The sequence below is a fragment of the Nocardioides sp. ChNu-153 genome (genome assembly GCF_030466625.1).
Classification (GTDB): Bacteria; Actinomycetota; Actinomycetes; order Propionibacteriales; family Nocardioidaceae; genus Nocardioides.
The window spans coordinates 533,819-549,778 of the sequence record NZ_JADEVT010000001.1 but is presented as its reverse complement, the minus strand read 5'-3'; the positions used below and the strand labels follow the sequence as shown (position 1 = coordinate 549,778).

Genomic DNA, 15,960 nt, shown 5'->3' with positions numbered 1-15,960 from the left:
CTCACCTCGCGAGCAGGTTGACGACGTTGAGGACGATGCTCACCAGCACGCTGATGACCATGACCGCGCCCGAGACGAGCATCTGGCGCCTGAAGCCCGTCGCCGCCGCGTCCTTGTCCTCGAGCTTCTTGACGTCCTTCGCGACGTCGTTGCGGGCCGCCTCGTCCGCGCGGCGCTCGGCGTCGTAGACGTCGCGCCGCACGTAGGTGCGGCTGGCCTCGGCCCGGTCCTCGCGGATCTCGGTGGTCAGCGCCTCGAGCTGCTTCGTGAGGCGGGTGGTCGCGTCCTCGAAGCGACGCACCAGCTCGCCGTTCGACGGCGCCTCCGTGCTCACGGGGTCACCCAGGTTCCGAGCGCGAGGCTCATGGTGCCCTCGTGGGGGCCGGTCATCTGCACGTGCCCGGACCGGTCGGGGTCGACCCGTACCCGGTAGATGACGCCGCTGCTGAGCGGCTGCCAGGGGAGCAGCCACGTGCCCGCCGGGCCGTACCCCACGGGGACGTAGAAGGCGTGCACCCATCCCGCCCCGGTCCACTCTTCGTCGGGGAGGGTCATCGTCCCGACCGGCACCACGATCTTGCCCTGCCGGTGAACGGTGATGTTCCCGTCGAACGGATCGCGGACGTAGCCGTTGTCGCTGGTGCTGAGGCTGATCGCCTCGTCGACGGACTCGGCCAGCTCCTTGAAGTCCGGCCACCCGCGAGCGGGCGTGGTCTCGTCCGGGTGCCAGATGCCGTTCTCGGTCAGCGGCACGTCACGCTCCTGTCTCGATCGGTCGGTCGGCGAAGTCGCCCCACGTGCGTCCCGCCCACTCGTCGGCGAAGTCGCCCCACGTGCGGTCGGTCTGCTCGCTCTGGGCGGCGAAGTCGGCCCACGTCCACGGCAGCACCACGAGGTCGAGGTGCTGCTCGACCTGGCCGGCCTGGCCGCGCCGGGCGTCCTTGGTGACGAGCGCCTTCTGCGCCAGGTCGGAGCGGGGGTGGCGCAGCATGACGACGTCGCCGATGTCGCGCGACCAGTCGGGCACGATCCGCACGCTGTTGAGCCGGTAGCCGGGCTGCTGGGCGCGGGCCCACAGGAAGTCCGCCACGGCCGCCGCGTCCTCGGGCCGCTGGACGTGGCGGCCGAGGTCGACAGGCAGGGGCTGTGCGGCGTCGTACTCGCCCGCGCCGCGCTCAACGGTCGCGGTCTGGTCCTGATCGAAGCGCACCTCTCCGCGCAGCTTCAGATGCGGACGGCCCTCGCCGTCGACCGTGTAAAGCACCAGCGGGGTCTGGTTGAAGACCAGGATTTTGAACCGGCCCGCCGACACCCGCGTGGCATAGATCGCGAGCGCCCCCGGGCCCGGGCTCGGCTCCGCACCGCTGCGCACCGGGGACGCCGCCCAGGTGGAGTAGACCGCGTCGTCGCTGGCGGTGTCATACAGCTGCACCCACGGCGTACCGACGGCCTGCTGGTAGACGCCGCCCAGGTCGAGGCCGAGCTCGTCGACGTCGGCGTAGATCTCGCGCCGTTCACCGGGCGCGAGCTCGAGCGCCTCGGACGCCTCCCACAGGATCGGCGCCACCCGGTGGCCGGTCTCCGGGTCGTTGGTCGGCACGACCGGGTCGACCGGGGAGTACGTCACCGTCAGCCGGTCGGCCTCGTCGGCCGGGTCGAGGGTCCACTGCAGGTCTTCGACCCGCTGCCCCACGTCGATCGTCACGACCGCTGACGCCGGGGCGCCGCCGGCGAGGTACGCCCGGTCGCGGACCTTCAGCACGCCGTGGCGGTCCTGCCACGCGGCGGCCAGCCACGACGCCGCGAACTCCTGGATGCCCGACCAGGGGTCGGTGGTCGCAGGCAGGTACGGCGCCTGCACGTTGCCGCCCAGCTTGACGATGTCGGCGGTCGGCGGCGCCCACAGCGCAGGGTCGGTGTCGGTGGTGATCTGCCAGCCGCAGAACGAGGACCCGTCGCCGCCCGAGATCCGCACGTCCTCGAGTCCCTGCGACAGACCGACCCACGGGTCGATCGCCCACTCCGACCAGGGCGCGTCGTGCGCCGAGCGGATGCGGGCGCGCACCGGGCCGAACGTGCCGACGTTGCCGCCCGGCTCGTCCGGGGTGCCGCCGCGGCGCATCTCGACCTGCACCCTGTGCGGGTACGTGGCGTCAAGGCCGGGCGTGTACGGCACCGTCACCCACGGCCGCGAGGTGCCGCCGCGCACCGCGAGCACACCGTCGTCGGCGCGGATCTCGACGTGCGCCTGACCGACAGCGCCGATGCCGACCTCGATCAGCTCGGTGCCCACCACGTCGAGGGTGTGGAACTGCGGGATGTCGTCCATCAGTCGCCGCGTCGGGGCGGGGAAGTAGACCCCCGAGCGGTAGTAGTAGCCGCGGATCCCGAGCGAGCCGTACAGCCGGTGCGCACCGACCGGGCCGAGCGCGCCGCGCACGCCACCCCAGCCCCACCCGCTCTCGACGTCCATGATCAGCGGGCTGGCCGGGGAGACCTCCTGCCAGATGCCGCCGTTCATCGGCACGGACCCGACGCACGACGCGACCGGTGCCGGGGTGGAGTAGAACCCGATCTGGCGGGCGAGCACGTCGATCGCCCACGAGGCGTCCGTGGTGTGCTCGGGGTACGAGTACCACCACGGGAACATCGCGGGCAGCAGGTTCCGCACCGACCGCCCAGCGCCACGGCCCCGGAACTGGGACTCCCGCAGTTCGAGCGCCACCTCGGCGGACAGCAGTGACCCTGACGAGGGCCCGACCATCCACGACCCCAGCGACCACTCCTCGCCGGTGACAGGGTCTGCGGCGGTCAGTGTCGCCTCGCCGCCCGCAGGCATGCGGGAGGAGCCCGTGGACCAAGGGGTGTTGGCGACGGGGTCGGGGTTGCGGATCGTGACCGAGCCGCTTCCGATGGTTCGCCCCGAGTGGTCCCGCAGCTGCCCCGGGAGCGCGGCTGACGTGAGCTCCCGAACCGTCCGCCAGGACGACACCTCGCCAGCGAGGGGAGTCCCCTCGACGCTCGCGGTGACTACGGGAGTCAGAGATGCGAACGATGGGGCGGTGAACACGCTCAAGGCCCCACCTCCATGATCTCGACCGTGTAGTCCCCGCGTCCCTGGCTCCGGTCTTCCATACGGTTGAGGCGCCGCTGGGGATCTGTGACTGCGACCCGACACGGAGCACGCAGCCCTGGCATCCACTCGGCGGGCATCCAGTCCTCGGTCAGTTGCAACCCGGTGGTGCCAGCGACGACGGTGGCGGTGACGAGGCCGTCGACGTCGGGGGTGAAGGCGACCTGGGTGCGCTGCGCGGTTGTGCCCGCCGGCGCCTCTAGGACAGCGCTTCCGCCCGGGTATGTGACCGTCCCGACCGGAGTGCCGGCCGCGGCGTCGGTCCAGACGCCGAGGAATGTTGGGACCCCGCCGCGGACCATGGACGTCACGGAAGTGGCGCTGACGAACCGCCGAAGCGGCATCCCTCCCGCGAGGAGAGGGGCACCGGTTCCCTGGCAGTCGAGAGGAGCGAGCATGTTCGCGACTGCGTGCTCGCGGTGCAGGAGCCACACGTCGCCGGGGTAGTTGGCCGCGACCCGCAGCGCACGCATCGCAAGCTCGGTGGCCCACCGGTAGTCCAGCTTCCACGTCCGCTTGTTCGCCGGCGCCTGCTGCCACCACAGGAATCCGTCGAGCGACTCGAACATGTCCCGGCCGCGGCTGGTGTCGACCTGCAGGTCGGCCTCGACACCGTTGAGGTGGAGCCAGTGGTCGTTGACACGGAGGTACAACGGCGACTCGGTGTCGACCACGACGTTGGGCGCAGGGGTTCCGGGCGGGACCACGATCATGCGCTACCCCCTGTTCCCTACGTCGCGCCATTCCCGTTCACCGGCCTGAACGATGGCCATGGCCCCGGGCCCGTCCACGCGGACGACCGGCGGGGGCTGACGCATGAGCGCGGCGGCGACCGCCGCGGCGAGACGGCCGTAGTCGATCTGTTCGCCTGAGGCACCGGAGGGCCGCTCCAGAGTCACGACGCGGCTGGCCGGGGCAGGGCGGACCACGCCGCCGTCGGCGAACGTCGGTACGCCCAGGACTCGGCCCGTCTCTCGGAAGATCTCCAGGGCGCGGGGCCGGCGCCAGTCGTTCGCCAGCGGGATGTACGCCTCGCCCTGGGTCTCCGGCTCAGACCAGATCCGGAGGGGTGCTCCAGGTCGGGTGAGCTCGGCCTGGTGTGCGTTGGGCAGGTCAAGGCCGCCGCCAGCGAACGCCGTGACCGGCAGGCTGCCGGGTCGGAAGAAGTTGCCGCCGGCCGAGAAGAAGTCACCGAGCACGCCGTTGATGCGGACCGTGAAGTTGGTGCCGATCGTGGCGAGCTGGGCCCGCACCCGGGCTACGATCGGGGACACCTCGTCACGGGCCCGGAGGATCGTGGTGACCTGGTCGGGGGTCAGGTCGTACTTCCGCTGCAGCGCAGACACCTCGGCGGCGCTCGTGGGGTAGCCGTTCGTTCGCAGGTCCGTGCGGACCTCGCCGGGCAGCGCCATGAACGCTGCGTAGAGCTGGTCGACCTCGGCCCGCGCGGCGTTCACCGCCTCGCCCACCAGGTCTCCGCTGAGACCGACCCGGTCAGCGAACCGGGCAGCGGCGTCGCCGGACAGTCCGAACTGCTCGGCCGCAGCGATGAGGTCTTGGCGCGCACGGTGGAGGAACTCCGCTCGCTCCATCCCGGACATCGTGTCGGCGAGGTCGAGCGCGCTCTGCGCGACTCCGTCGAGGGCCGCCTCGTTGGCGCGTCCGGCCTCGGTGTCGATGTCGAGGGTGCGGCCGTGCTCGGCGATGGATGCGGTGACCCCGTCGAGTGCGGCTTCGTAGTCGCGCATGGAAGCGCGGCCGTCGAGCTGGTTGTTGAGGTGTGCGAAGGACGCGCCCAGCTGCTCGATCGAGAACCGCGCGGCGTTGGCGTGGTCGTCCCAGCCGGCCAGGTCCTCGGCGAACTGGACGATCCGACCGTCGGCCGCTGCGTCGGCCAGGTCCTCGGCGCTGATGCCGAGGTCGTTCATCGCCGGGCCCGCGGCCTTGAGGATCGCGGTGAGGTCGGCGCCGGTCTCCCTCGGCATGTTCATGGCCATGCCGAGCTGCCGCAGCGAGAACTCGAGGTTCTCGACGTTCTCGCGCTGGGTGTCGAGCGCGTCGGCAGCCTTGCCGATCGCGGTGTCGTCCATGTCGAACCCGGAGAAGATGTAGTCGAAGCCCATCCCGATGCCGGTGGGGTTGAGGCCGCCGAACTTGTTGGCCTTCTCCATCAGCGCGTCGAGCTCGGCGCCGGTGTCGGCGAGGGCCTGGTTCATGCCCTCGACGGAGTCGGCTGCGGCCATCGCGCTGTTGAGCCGCACGATCGCCTTCTCGGCCTGGTCGCCGCCCTTCTGCATGTCGAGCAAGAGGCCGATGCTCGCGCCGATGGCAGCGCCCCACGGGCCCTTCATCGAACCAACGAGCCCGAGCATCGCGGTGTTCTGGATGTCCATGGAGGACCCGACTGCGCCGGACGCCACGGCGAATGCAGCGACGCCGGCGGCGGCTCCGCCGACGACGCGGGTGGTCTGGGCGATGGCGGCGCGGGTCCGCTGCGACGCGGCGGTCGTGTTCGACATGGCGGACGTGACGAGCGCCGAGGTTGCGCCGAGGTTGCGGTACTCCCCTCGCATCGACCGCACGTCGTTGCGGAACCCGGTGACGGCGGTTCGCGCGCCCTGTACGCGGGACGTGAACGCCGCCATGCCGCCGGCGCCGCCGGCGCCCCCGGCCGCCCCGCCCGCGACGGCCCCGAAGCGGCCCATGATGGCGGTGAGGCCCGCCAGGGTGCGGTTGAGGACCACGACTGCGGCCGCCATCGTGATGAGGCGGCTCCCGGCGTTGGTGTTCGCGATGCCGGCGAGGACGTCGGCGAGCGTCTCGAGGACCTCTAGCACGGGCCCGCCGAGGGGTGCGGCGGCCTCGACGACCTGGACGAGGGCGTTGCCGATGGCTCCGAGGGTCTCGGCGACCTGGGGGCCGCTCTCCCGGATGAAGTTGGTGAAGTCCTCGAAGCCCTGGGTCTGGTCGAGCGCGGCGGCCCAGCGGTCGAAGGCGCGGGCCTGCCCAAGGAGCCAGCGGGAGAAGTCGTCGTTGAGCGGGTCGAACGCCATCCACAGCTCGGCGAGCCCGTGGGCGAGGGCGCCGAGGGTGATGGTGAGCTCGTGGATGGCCTGAGGCGCCTCGTCCTGGAGGAAGTCGAGAAAGGGGGCCCAGCGGTCGGACGCGAGCGACTCGGCGACGTCGGCGAACGCCTGGCCGCCGGCCTGACCGATGGCAGCGACGAAGTCCTCCAGCCGGGGCAGGAGCCGCTCGAGGTGCTGGAGGCCCTCGATCACGCCGGGGAACAGCCCGCCAGCGGCGGAGTCGCGGACCGCGGCGAGGCCACTGCGCATCGACTGCAGCTGTGCGACGAGGTCCTGGGCGGACGGCGAGAGCCGGTCGAGGGTCTCGTGGACCTTGATCAGGTTGTCGATCGAGGGGTCAAGTGCCGCCTCGTTCATCGCCGTCACGGCGTCCCCGACCCCCTGGAAAGCGAGGACTGCGGTGCCGGCGGCGAGCGCGGCGAACCCCAGCTGTGCGGCGAGTCCGGTGACGGCCGGAACTGCGACAGCGCCGATCGGGATGAGCGCCGGGCCGAGCGCGATCGCCGCCTCTGCCAGCAGCCCGAGACGGCCCGATGCGCGGTCGATCTGGTTCGCCAGGGTCTGCGAGTTCTGCGATGCGATGGGCAGCTGCTGGTTGACGTTGCCGAGGCCGCCGCGCACTCCCTGCAGGGCGTTCCGGTTCGCCACGAGCTGCTGGTTCAGGCGCTCGAGGGCACGGCCCTGCTGGTCCGAGGCGGTGGCGTTCTGGCCGGCACGACGGTTCAGCCGCTCGACCTCCCGCTCGAGCAGGGCCGTCTGTGCGGCCGCCTGCGCCGCCCGTGTGGTGAACCGGTCCTCGAGCGTGAGGACGACCTTCTCGTGACGTACAGCCACGCGACCCTCCTCGATGTCTCTAGGCTCAGCGCATGAGCGCGAACGAACCGGCCAGCCGCGAGGACATCGAGGTGCTGATGGTCCATCTGTCGCTGCTGGCGGAGTGGCGGATGCGGAAGGTGGGCAACGCCCTCGGGAGCGGGGCGGTCGCTGGCGTCATCGCCGCGCTGGTACTTGCCGCCGTGGAGGGGCCCGTGCTGCTGGCGCTGCTGATCGCTGTCGCGGCGACCGCGGCGGTGCTCTTCTACGCGTCTGCGCCTGTTCCACTAGACGACGAGACCCCCGGCGCGGCGTGACCCCCGCCGAGCGCTAGCGGCCGCCTGCCTTCGCCAGGGTCTCGGCCTTCTCCCGCTCGGTCATCAGGCGGATGTGCGTCCGCCGCCCATCGCTCGCTCGGCGAGCCTGAGGGGGCAACGTCTCGCCGCTGCCTCGCTTCTCCTCGCGCTCGTCGGCGGCTTGCTGCACGCGGGCGTACTGTGCGGCGCCGGCGCACACCGGGCACGTCGAGACCTCGAAGGTGAAGAAGTTGCTGCTGTCGGCGGCGAGCGAGGCGTGGTAGCCGCACTCGCAGACCCCGCGCTCGTAGGCCGCGAGCGCCAGCAGCAGGTCTCGGTCCTGATCGGACCACTCGGGTTCGCGGGTGACGACGGTGTAGCCGGTCAGCTCGCCGTCGGCGTCGTAGTGCTCGTGGCGCTCGGCGGGCTCCCAGCCGTAGAGCCGTCGCGGTGCGACTCCGAGGGTGCGGGCGAGGTCGAGGCGGGCGCGCTCGTCGGGCTGTCCGACGAGGCGCTCCGCGATTTTGGGATCGTCACCGAGATCTCGTGCATCTGCACGACGATCGACACCATGTCGTTGACGTCGGCGGCCGCGGCGCTGTCGAGGATGAACGCGAGGGCGTCGGCGTCGACGGGCTCGTCGTTGTAGGACACCACCCACTTGCCGAGGTCGTTGGCCAGGGCGTCGGCGTCCACGACGCCGAGTCCCCACCGCTCGTCGATGGCGTTGCCCTTGCGAGCCGGGTGCTCGCTGACCCATCGGCGCCACTCGCCGCCGGTCATCCCGCGCAGGAGCAGCTCGCCGGTCGCGTCCCGCATCTGCTCGCCGATGGCGGCGAGCTCGGTGTCGATGGCGTTGAGCGCCGACTCGGCCGGGGACCGGACCATCGAGCGGGGGGCCTCGCCCTCCTGCTCGGTGCGGACGGCCGTGAACGCGTCGGCACGGGCCGCCTGCAGCCGCTGAGCTTCGGCTACGAGGTGCTGCGCGAGGCAGATGGACTTGATGCGCTCGACGCGGCGCGGCTGGCCGTCGGGCCGGGTGTCGGCGCGCAGCTCGCTGAGGGACTTGGGCATGGGGCGCTCCTGGCTGGCCGAGTGGTGCCGAGTGGTGACCCGCCGCCGGACGACTCGGCATGGCGTCCGGCGGCGGGCGTGGTGGGGGTGCCGGTCAGGCGGCGATCGCGACGTCCTCGACCGACTGGCGGTGCACCGCGCGCTGGGTGATCGTGTAGATGTCGAACTCGCCGGCGCCGGTCTGGGTCTTGTTCTGCTTGCCGAGCACCACGCGGTGCAGGTCCACGATGTCCCCGACCGCGAACGGCTCGGTCTCCGCGTCGATACCGCGACGCACGACAAGCCACACCTCGGTCCCGGGGACGAGGAGCGTCTTCGCCCGGTTGGCCTCGGAGGCCGCCGCGCCCTGGGGGTCGTAGGAGTACTGCAGCGCGGCGACCTCGACGGTCTCGTCACCGAACTCCTGCGGGACCTTCTTCGAGCAGAACGGCTTGGGGCCCTGCCCGACGTTCTCGTTCGTGGTGATGCCCCACTCGTCGCCGTACATGAAGCACGAGACGATCAGGGAGGTGTCGACGTTGACGTCCGTGGCGAGGGAGAGCGTCCCGTCGCCGTTGTAGGCGGTCAGCACGCCGATGCTGGTGTTGCCGCGCGCCTTGGTGGTCTCGGGAAAGACGATGGTCACTGGTCCTGCTCCTTCGTGTCGTTGGCGGACGAGGTGACCGCCTCCTTCGCCGCCGCCTTCTTGGCGGGAGCGAGCTTCGTGGTGGGCTTGGCGCGCCGGCCGTTGGCGGCACGGGTCGCGGGTCGGGGCGAGCCGTCGCGGCGGCGGGTCGGCTCGTCGTCGAGAACCTCGAGCCCGGTGAGCTCGGCGGCGTCCCGGCCGTAGTTGAACTCGCGCCCCTGGTGGCGGACGCGGACGAGGTTGTCGGGCACGGGCGGTCTCCTCAGATCGCGAACGAGTAGGTCGTGAGCTGCCAGTAGCGGCCGAGGTCGCGGAGGTACGTCACGTCGGTCTGGGCGTAGAAGGCCAGCGGGGACGTCGACGCCGCGCCGATCTGGATGCGGGCCCCCTCGAGCGCCGCTGCGGTCTGCTGCTGGAGGCGCTGCACGCTGGGGACGTTGCCGTCGGCGGTGCCGACGGTGACGTAGTGCGCGGTGGTGCTGGGCCGGGCGCCGATGCGGTAGACGCCGCCGAAGGTGCGGGACAGGCCGACCTCGACCCACCGCGGTGGGAGGCGGCTGCTGTCGTCGCCGTTCGTGCCGGGCACCTCGTCGGCGAGGTAGACACCGACGGCGGCGGCGACCTGGGTGCGAACCTGCGCGACGAGCGCGGCGGCGGTGGCCTCTGCGGTCGCGGCGCTCACAGCCAGTACCAGCGCCCGGTCGCCCGGTGCACCTCGACCGCGAACTGGGGCCCGATGATGTCGGCGGCCTTGGCCAGCGGGAGGTGGGCCGGCTGGTTCCGCGAGCCGGTCTCCCAGCTCATGCCGCCCTGGGGCTTGTTGGCGTCGAAGCCCCACTCGCCGGAGATCGAGTTCCCGAACAGCCCGCCGCCGCTGTGCATCTCGCTGCTGATGGCCTTCGGGGCGTGCTTGCCGTGCGCCCCAGAGGTGCGCTCCGCGTTCTGCCGCGACAACGTGGCGCCGGCGCGCACACCGTCGCGGACGATCTCCCGCATGTCGCGGGCCGCGCGGGGCGGGATGGCCCGCATGTCGCGGGCGAGGTCGGACAGGGTCACAGCGGCCACCCCTCCGGTCGTGTCGTCGCGGTCACGGGGTACCGGGCTGCGGCCTGCTGGTCGGCGAGGTCGCCTTCCTCGATGCGCCACCACGTCCCGGCGCGCTCCCCCACGACGATGTGGACGATGTCGCCGTCGGACAGCTCGGGCGTGGAGTAGGGCAGGTGCAGCACCCGCTTCGCGAGGCTCGCCTCGGCGGCGCCTGCCGCGGCGCGGGTGGACTGCGACTGGCCGTTGGCGTTCCCGGCTAGACGAGCGGCGAGGTCCGGGTGGACGACGACGTACTGGTCGACCAGGGCGCCCGTGGTGGGGTCGGTGCCCCGGCCGCCGGTGCGGCGACCGACAGCGACGCGGGAGCGCATGCGGTCTTCGGCGTAGCCGCGGAGTTGGTCGAGGCCGGCGGCGAGCTGCTCGTGGAAGTTCAGCATCGGCGGTCGGGGGCGAAGGTCGGGCGGGTGGAGAACCCTTCCTGGGAGGTGCGCGGCAGGAGGAGGGCCCATCCCCACCAGCGGTCGTCGAAGTCGAAGCCGCGGGTGTCGGTGCTGTTCTCCCACCGGTTCGTCACGGTGCCGTCGTCGACGGTGACAGTGGTGGAGGTCTGCCCCTGGCGCAGCGCCACCGCTGCGCGCTCGGAGACCGTCTCGAGCACGACGTAGTCGAGCGTGTCCTGGTCGAGCTGCTCGGTGGGGCCGAGGCGGTTCTTGATGACGAGCAGGACCGCAGTGATCCACCGGTCCCACTGCTTGTACAGCGGGGAGTTCTGGTCGGGGGCGGGGCGGCCGAGGTTCTCGGCGACGTCTGTCGGCGTGACGGTCACGGCCGCCCCACCTCCTCTCAGGAGTTGGTGCTGTTGTGCTGGTCGACGAGCTCGATGAGCTCGTCGCGGGTGGCGTCGTCCTTCACCTCGAGGCCGAGGGCCTTGGCGTACGACGCCCAGGCGTCGACGCCGGAGCCCTTGCCGGCGCGGGGCGGCTCGCCCGCGCCGGACTCCTTGCCGGTGTCGTCGGCGTCGGGGGCCTCGGCCGGGGAGGCGGAGCCCGTGGCGAACGCCTTCGGGTTGGTGACCTCCTTCGCGACCTCGTCCGGCACGACACCGGGCGGGTAGGTGGTCGCACCGACGGTCACGTAGGCGGTGAGCTTCTTGCCCATGGCAGGTGTTCCTTCCTGGATCAGAAGACGTCGGCGGAGAACGTCAGGTCGGGGTTGGCGAGGACGGGCAGACCGATCCCGACCGCGTTCGTGAAGTACGACAGCGGGTTCGGCTGCTTGTAGACGCCGGCCACGATCCCGGCCTCGTCGCCGGCCAGTCCGTACTCCTCCTCGAGGGACTCCGCGGTGGTGCCCCACAGGGTGGCGCCCATCTCGGAGGCGTCGGCGACGGCGTAGTCGCCGTCCTCGCCCTCGACCAGGGGGGCCTGGTCGGCGGTGAACACGAGCTTGTCCTCCGCGATGACCCGCACGGTCTGCTTGTTGACCGCGACCTGCGCGTCGTACGCGACGAGCGGGGGCAGTTCCTCGGAGGCGAGCAGGTCGTCCAGCTCCGCGCGGTTCACGCGGGTCCGGCCGGTCTGGGTGCCCGCGATGGCGGCGATGACCTCGGCGTTGCGCTGCAGCAGCGAGATGACCCGCTGCGAGGTGAGCGCGGCGGCCGGGGAGGCGCCGTTGCTGGCCCGGTAGGTGTCACGCCAGGCGATGAGGTTCTCCAGCGCCGGCGCCGTGAGCGTGGTCCACGGGGTGCCCGCGACGACGGTGTGGGTGCCCTTGCGGCCGTAGTCCACGGACGCGACGACGCCGCCCTCGTTGATGACGACCTTGCCCGTGGTGAGGGCCTCGCCTCGCGCGAGCTCCATCCGGGCCGCGACGGCGCGGGCCATGCGGTCGGCGTCGTCGTAGATGGCGTTGACGATCGCGTCGTCGCTGGCCTGGCGCAGCTTGAGCCGGTCGTACTCGCCCAGCTTGATCTGCCGCGACACCGGGGGCAGCTGCCCCGACACCCGGACGGCGCCCGGGCGGGACCCGAACCGCGAGGGGGTGTCGTAGGACCGGAAGGTGGCCGCCTCGATCAGACCCTCGCCGCCGCGGGTGAAGCGGTAGTCGATGTCGTCGATCGGGCGGTCGGGCAGGAACCGGCTGAGCCGGAACTGGTTGACCGCGAGGTCCTGCAGGCGCTGGCGGACGTAGCCGGTCAGCTCCGTCGGCTCGATGTAGTCCGTGTTCAGGTACATGTGTGCCTCACTCGAAGGTGATCCGGCCGTCGACGTCGGCCTTGCCGGCAGCGTCGATGGCGATGGGAAGGTTGACCTCGACGACGCGGCCGTGCTCGTAGAGCGGGGCCTGGACGTCGGCGGTGGGGACCGCGCCGGGCTTCGTCGGCGTCAGGAGGAACCCGGCGAGGGTCTCCCGGCCGTCGGCGGCGGCGTTGTCGTAGGGGCCGTAGAGGCCGGTGGCGGTGATCTTGCCGAGCGGGGTGCCGCCGCGGATGTACCCGTTGGGGTAGTGGGTGGCGGCGGTGAACGCCGAGGTGTCGAGCGTGATCGACCGGGCGAGGTCGATGCCGTGGGCGGCACCGATCCAGGTCTGGTCGTCCTGCCCGAAGTTCTCGATGCGGACGGAGAGGTCCATCTCGTGTCACTCCTTGGGGTCGAAGAGGGGTAGTGCTGGGTGGTGGTTCAGGGGCGGGGCGGCCCCTGGGGCCACCGGTCCTCCGTGGACCCCGCAGGGAGGGTCAGGAGGTCTTGCTGCGGCGCGGGTGACGCTGGCGGGCCCGCTCGCGGCCGCGGTCGACCGAGGGCTTGTCGTCGGCGTCGCCGCCGGCGCCGCCCTGGGTGCGGTCCGGCTTCGGCTTGCCGTTCCCGCCGCTGTTCCCGCCGCCGTTGTCCTGGTCGCCGTCCTTGGGCGCGAGGCGGGCGGCGAGCTTGTCGAGCGCCGCCTGGTCGCGGGTGCTCTTGAGGAGCTCGAGGTCGGCGGTGTCGGTGATGCGGTGCCGGGTGGCCAGCGCGAGGACCGTGTTCTCGTGCTTGATGTCGGCGAGCTGCTGCTGCACCGACTTCAGGACGTCGCCGTCGTCGCTCTTGCCGTCGGTGTCGCCACCGAGTGCGGACAGGAGCCCCTTCTTGAGGTCCGACAGCTGGTTCTCGAGCTGCTTGCGGGCGGTGCGCTCGGCGTCGAGGGCCTTCTTGCCGCCGTCGCCGAGGGTGTCGTCGCCGCCCTTGTCCTGCCCGCCGGTCTTGTCCTTGTCCTGGGGGTCGCCCCCGGACCCGGACTTGCCGTCCTTGCCACCGTCGTCATTGCCGGGCTCACCGCCCTTCCCGCCGCCGTCGCCACCGTCCGCGCCGCCGTCGTCGGCCATCATCGTGAAGCCGCCGAACGTGGCCTGGTTGCGGGCGATGGTGTGGTTCAGCCAGGCCGCGTCGCGCGGGCTGAGCTTGAGTCGCTTCACTGGGTTCCTCCGTCGCGGAGTTCCCCTCGGCCTCGCGCCTCGGGGTGGTCTGTGGGGGCTACGTGATGTAGCCGTGGAGCCGGAGCAGACGGATCCGCTCGGCGGGGTCGTCGCCGGCGAGCGCGAGGATCGACTCCGGCATGAGCCGCGGGCCGCGGGTCTGCCCAGGGGTGCGGCCGCGGCGGGTGGTCGCCTCGGTCGTGAGGAGCACGCTGCGGCCGGCGACCTGCGCTCGTCGCATCCCTCGCCGTGCGTTCACGACGCGGGAGATGTCCGCGCCGTCGCGGATCGCCTGCGCGCCCGCGGCGCCGAACACCCGGTCCTGTTCGGTCTCGGTGAGCGCCGCGAAGTGGGAGTCCGGGGATTCCACTGCCATGAGCCGGTCGAGGGTCTCGCGGCCGGCGGCGGTGCGGTTGTCGGGGGCCGGGAGGTGGGTGCAGCGGCACCGCGGGTGGCGCTCGAACCCCTCGTTGAACAGGTAGAACCGGCCGGTCAGCACGATGCACCGCGAGCACGCCCCGGGTTCGGCCATCCGCACCCAACCGGTGACCCACGGCCGTTGGGCCATCGCAGCCTCGTCGGCGGCGCGGGCGGTGTCGGCCAGGATGGTCTCGACGAGGCCGTCGATGTAGTCCTGGGTGTCGTCGAGCGCCTGGCGGGCGAGGACGATGTCGGGCCCGCGGGTGACGGTGAGGGTCTCGCTGAGGTCGGTCCGTCGCAGGTCGTTGTACCGCTGGCCAGCGTGGGCGACAGCCTGCTCGAGGAGCCCTCCTGTGGGCAGCCCGTCGCCGGAGACGCCCGTGAACGCTTCGGGACGCAACACACCCGGTTCGGTGCGGGGCCCGAACGCCAGCTCGTTGAGGACGTCGGCGACGTACACGTCGGACTCGCGTGCGGCCAGGACCTGCGCGCCCGCGATGAGCGCGAGCGCTGGCCCCGCGACCTCCTGCTGGTACTGGTCCTCCCACGACGTCGACGCGGGGTCCATCCGGGACCACGCTCGCCGTACCCCGGCCCGGGCGATGGCCAGGAGCCGCGCGATGCGCCGCTGGTGCCTACTCGCCGAGGCCGGCGGGGTCGGCATTCCTCAGCGTCCGGTCGATGCTTTCGAGCGTGGGGTCGCCGGCCTCGGCCGCGAAGTACTCCCGCTCCTTGGCCTTGCGCGCCTCGGACCAGCCGAGCTCGTCCCAGTAGCCCTCCCGAGACAGGACCTTCTGCGCGTGCCGCTTCGCGAGCGCGTCCTCACGCTGCGACACGGTGGGGGTGGCGGGGTCGAACCACTCGACGCGGACGCGGTTGCCGGTCACCCACTCGCCGGTGCGGAACCGCATGGCGAGCGCACCGACCCAGCCCAGCGACATGCCGAGCTCCTCGTTCTGCCGCTCCACCGAGCGCACGAGCCGCGCCTCGTCGGCGCGGATGGCGCCCTCGGCCGGCGGGTTCGAGGACAGCAGCCCGAAGTAGCGAGCCGGGAAGCCGGAGACGTTGGCAGCCTCCTTGCCGTAGATCTCCAGCGCGGTCTGGAAGTTCTTCAGGTCGGCCTGGGAGAACTGCCCCCACTTGGCTTCCTTGCTGGTCAGGATCTTGATGGCGTCGAAGTACGCCTCGAACAGCGGGACGGGCTGGCCCTTGTCGTCGACGAAGTCGCCCTTCGCGATGCCGGTGGCCCAGATCGACGGCACACCGTGGGCCTCCTGCGCGAACTGCAGGTTCGTCAGCGACCGTGCGGCGGCGTCGACGAGCGGGATGAGGTCGCTCATCTGCGACTCGCCTTCCCACTCCCCCGACACCCGCCGGTTGAGGTGCATCACGACCGGCACCGCGCCCAGGTTGTGCTCGTCGCGGTCGACCTCGACCCACCGGCCGCGCCGCAGCTCCGTGTGGACGGTGACGTTGGGCCGGTACAGCGTCGAGCAGGAGACCCGGGCGCCGTCGACGTTGGTGGAGCGGAAGAACCGCGCGGCAGCCGTCATCTGCTCGCTGCGGGCGTCGATGACACCGGTCATCTGCCGCGGCGACTCGACCCGCACCAGCGGGAGGTCCTCGTCGCGCTCGTTGCTGCCGACGGTGAGGAACCCGCGACCGAACACCTGCCGGTCGATGTTGAACATCGAGAAGTGCGCAGAGAGGTTGTTCGCGTCCCAGATCGCCCGCAGGTCCCCGTCGGCGGTCTCCTGACCGGGCAGCACCAGCGACCGCACCTGCTGGCGGTCGTTGATGGTGTCGACCAGCGTCCGGCACCAGTTCGTGATGACCAGGAATCGTCGCATCTCGGGAGGGATCGCCATGCCGAGCTGCTCGATGCGCTGCTGACCGAGGTAGTAGCGCCACATCAGCTCGTCGTGCCGCCGGCGCGCGCCCAGGCGGGCCCGCAGCCGGTTCAGGAGGTCGATCTCGCTCTGGTCGAGAGCCACGAGCACCCGCCTCCCTTCCAACGT

20 protein-coding genes are annotated in these 15,960 nt (G+C 71.8%); 1 reads left to right on the top strand and 19 read right to left on the bottom strand.

Translation table 11 applies throughout. The features are described from left to right. Position 1: 1 nt before the first annotated feature. The 5 genes from INN71_RS02790 to INN71_RS02770 all read right to left on the bottom strand — a co-directional run bounded on the left by INN71_RS02790 (position 2) and on the right by INN71_RS02770 (position 7,053). Positions 2 to 334 (bottom strand): hypothetical protein, encoded by a 333-nt coding sequence (locus INN71_RS02790; RefSeq protein ID WP_301799459.1) that lies wholly within the window; start codon positions 332 to 334, stop codon positions 2 to 4. Then, the gene (locus INN71_RS02785; RefSeq protein ID WP_301799458.1) at positions 331 to 753 is read right to left on the bottom strand and encodes a hypothetical protein; all 423 of its coding nucleotides are present in this window, start codon (positions 751 to 753) and stop codon (positions 331 to 333) included. Before INN71_RS02785 ends, INN71_RS02790 begins: the two co-directional genes overlap by 4 nt. 1 nt (position 754) lies before the next feature. Next, positions 755 to 2,650 carry a hypothetical protein gene (locus INN71_RS02780; protein WP_301799456.1) on the bottom strand — a complete coding sequence of 632 codons (1,896 nt, stop codon included), beginning with the start codon at positions 2,648 to 2,650 and terminating at the stop codon, positions 755 to 757. A gap of 422 nt (positions 2,651 to 3,072) precedes the next feature. Then, positions 3,073 to 3,846, bottom strand: coding sequence for a hypothetical protein (locus tag INN71_RS02775; RefSeq protein WP_301799454.1), 774 nt, complete (start codon positions 3,844 to 3,846; stop codon positions 3,073 to 3,075). A gap of 3 nt (positions 3,847 to 3,849) precedes the next feature. Beyond that, a complete protein-coding gene (locus tag INN71_RS02770) occupies positions 3,850 to 7,053 on the bottom strand; it encodes a hypothetical protein (RefSeq protein ID WP_301799452.1) in 3,204 nt (1,067 codons plus the stop codon). 32 nt (positions 7,054 to 7,085) lie between these two features. On the opposite strand from INN71_RS02770, the gene INN71_RS02765 reads away from it, so the two are divergent. Beyond that, a complete protein-coding gene (locus INN71_RS02765; RefSeq protein WP_301799450.1) occupies positions 7,086 to 7,349 on the top strand; it encodes a hypothetical protein in 264 nt (87 codons plus the stop codon). Positions 7,350 to 7,362: 13 nt separating this feature from the next. Here the strand turns inward: INN71_RS02765 and INN71_RS02760 are convergent, their stop codons facing one another. The 14 genes from INN71_RS02760 to INN71_RS02695 form a co-directional block, all read right to left on the bottom strand. After that, positions 7,363 to 7,518 (bottom strand): hypothetical protein, encoded by a 156-nt coding sequence (locus INN71_RS02760; RefSeq protein ID WP_301799448.1) that lies wholly within the window; start codon positions 7,516 to 7,518, stop codon positions 7,363 to 7,365. A gap of 194 nt (positions 7,519 to 7,712) precedes the next feature. Then, a complete protein-coding gene (locus INN71_RS02755) occupies positions 7,713 to 8,402 on the bottom strand; it encodes a hypothetical protein (RefSeq protein ID WP_301799447.1) in 690 nt (229 codons plus the stop codon). Positions 8,403 to 8,496: 94 nt separating this feature from the next. Further along, positions 8,497 to 9,027: a hypothetical protein gene (locus INN71_RS02750; protein WP_301799445.1), complete on the bottom strand. Its 531-nt coding sequence runs from the start codon at positions 9,025 to 9,027 to the stop codon at positions 8,497 to 8,499. Beyond that, a complete protein-coding gene (locus INN71_RS02745; protein ID WP_301799444.1) occupies positions 9,024 to 9,278 on the bottom strand; it encodes a hypothetical protein in 255 nt (84 codons plus the stop codon). The genes INN71_RS02750 and INN71_RS02745 overlap by 4 nt, the downstream gene beginning before the upstream one ends. Positions 9,279 to 9,289: 11 nt before the next feature. Then, complete coding sequence (locus tag INN71_RS02740) at positions 9,290 to 9,709, bottom strand: hypothetical protein (protein ID WP_301799442.1); 420 nt, start codon at positions 9,707 to 9,709, stop codon at positions 9,290 to 9,292. Next, the gene (locus tag INN71_RS02735; RefSeq protein WP_301799441.1) at positions 9,706 to 10,083 is read right to left on the bottom strand and encodes a hypothetical protein; all 378 of its coding nucleotides are present in this window, start codon (positions 10,081 to 10,083) and stop codon (positions 9,706 to 9,708) included. Before INN71_RS02735 ends, INN71_RS02740 begins: the two co-directional genes overlap by 4 nt. Further along, a complete protein-coding gene (locus tag INN71_RS02730) occupies positions 10,080 to 10,511 on the bottom strand; it encodes a DUF6093 family protein (RefSeq protein ID WP_301799439.1) in 432 nt (143 codons plus the stop codon). The genes INN71_RS02735 and INN71_RS02730 overlap by 4 nt, the downstream gene beginning before the upstream one ends. Beyond that, positions 10,505 to 10,900 (bottom strand): hypothetical protein, encoded by a 396-nt coding sequence (locus tag INN71_RS02725; protein ID WP_301799438.1) that lies wholly within the window; start codon positions 10,898 to 10,900, stop codon positions 10,505 to 10,507. Before INN71_RS02725 ends, INN71_RS02730 begins: the two co-directional genes overlap by 7 nt. Positions 10,901 to 10,917: 17 nt before the next feature. Further along, positions 10,918 to 11,232, bottom strand: a complete 315-nt coding sequence (locus INN71_RS02720) for a hypothetical protein (RefSeq protein ID WP_301799437.1) — start codon at positions 11,230 to 11,232, stop codon at positions 10,918 to 10,920. Positions 11,233 to 11,252: 20 nt separating this feature from the next. Continuing rightward, positions 11,253 to 12,308, bottom strand: coding sequence for a major capsid protein (locus INN71_RS02715; RefSeq protein WP_277501644.1), 1,056 nt, complete (start codon positions 12,306 to 12,308; stop codon positions 11,253 to 11,255). Between the two features lie 7 nt (positions 12,309 to 12,315). Continuing rightward, a complete protein-coding gene (locus INN71_RS02710; RefSeq protein WP_277501643.1) occupies positions 12,316 to 12,705 on the bottom strand; it encodes a head decoration protein in 390 nt (129 codons plus the stop codon). Between the two features lie 103 nt (positions 12,706 to 12,808). Then, positions 12,809 to 13,522 (bottom strand): hypothetical protein, encoded by a 714-nt coding sequence (locus INN71_RS02705; RefSeq protein WP_301799436.1) that lies wholly within the window; start codon positions 13,520 to 13,522, stop codon positions 12,809 to 12,811. 58 nt (positions 13,523 to 13,580) lie between these two features. Next, on the bottom strand, positions 13,581 to 14,510 hold the full coding sequence (locus tag INN71_RS02700; RefSeq protein ID WP_301799435.1) for a hypothetical protein: 930 nt from the start codon (positions 14,508 to 14,510) through the stop codon (positions 13,581 to 13,583). A gap of 67 nt (positions 14,511 to 14,577) precedes the next feature. Further along, positions 14,578 to 15,936, bottom strand: coding sequence for a phage portal protein (locus INN71_RS02695; RefSeq protein WP_301799433.1), 1,359 nt, complete (start codon positions 15,934 to 15,936; stop codon positions 14,578 to 14,580). Between the last annotated feature and the right edge of the window lie 24 nt (positions 15,937 to 15,960).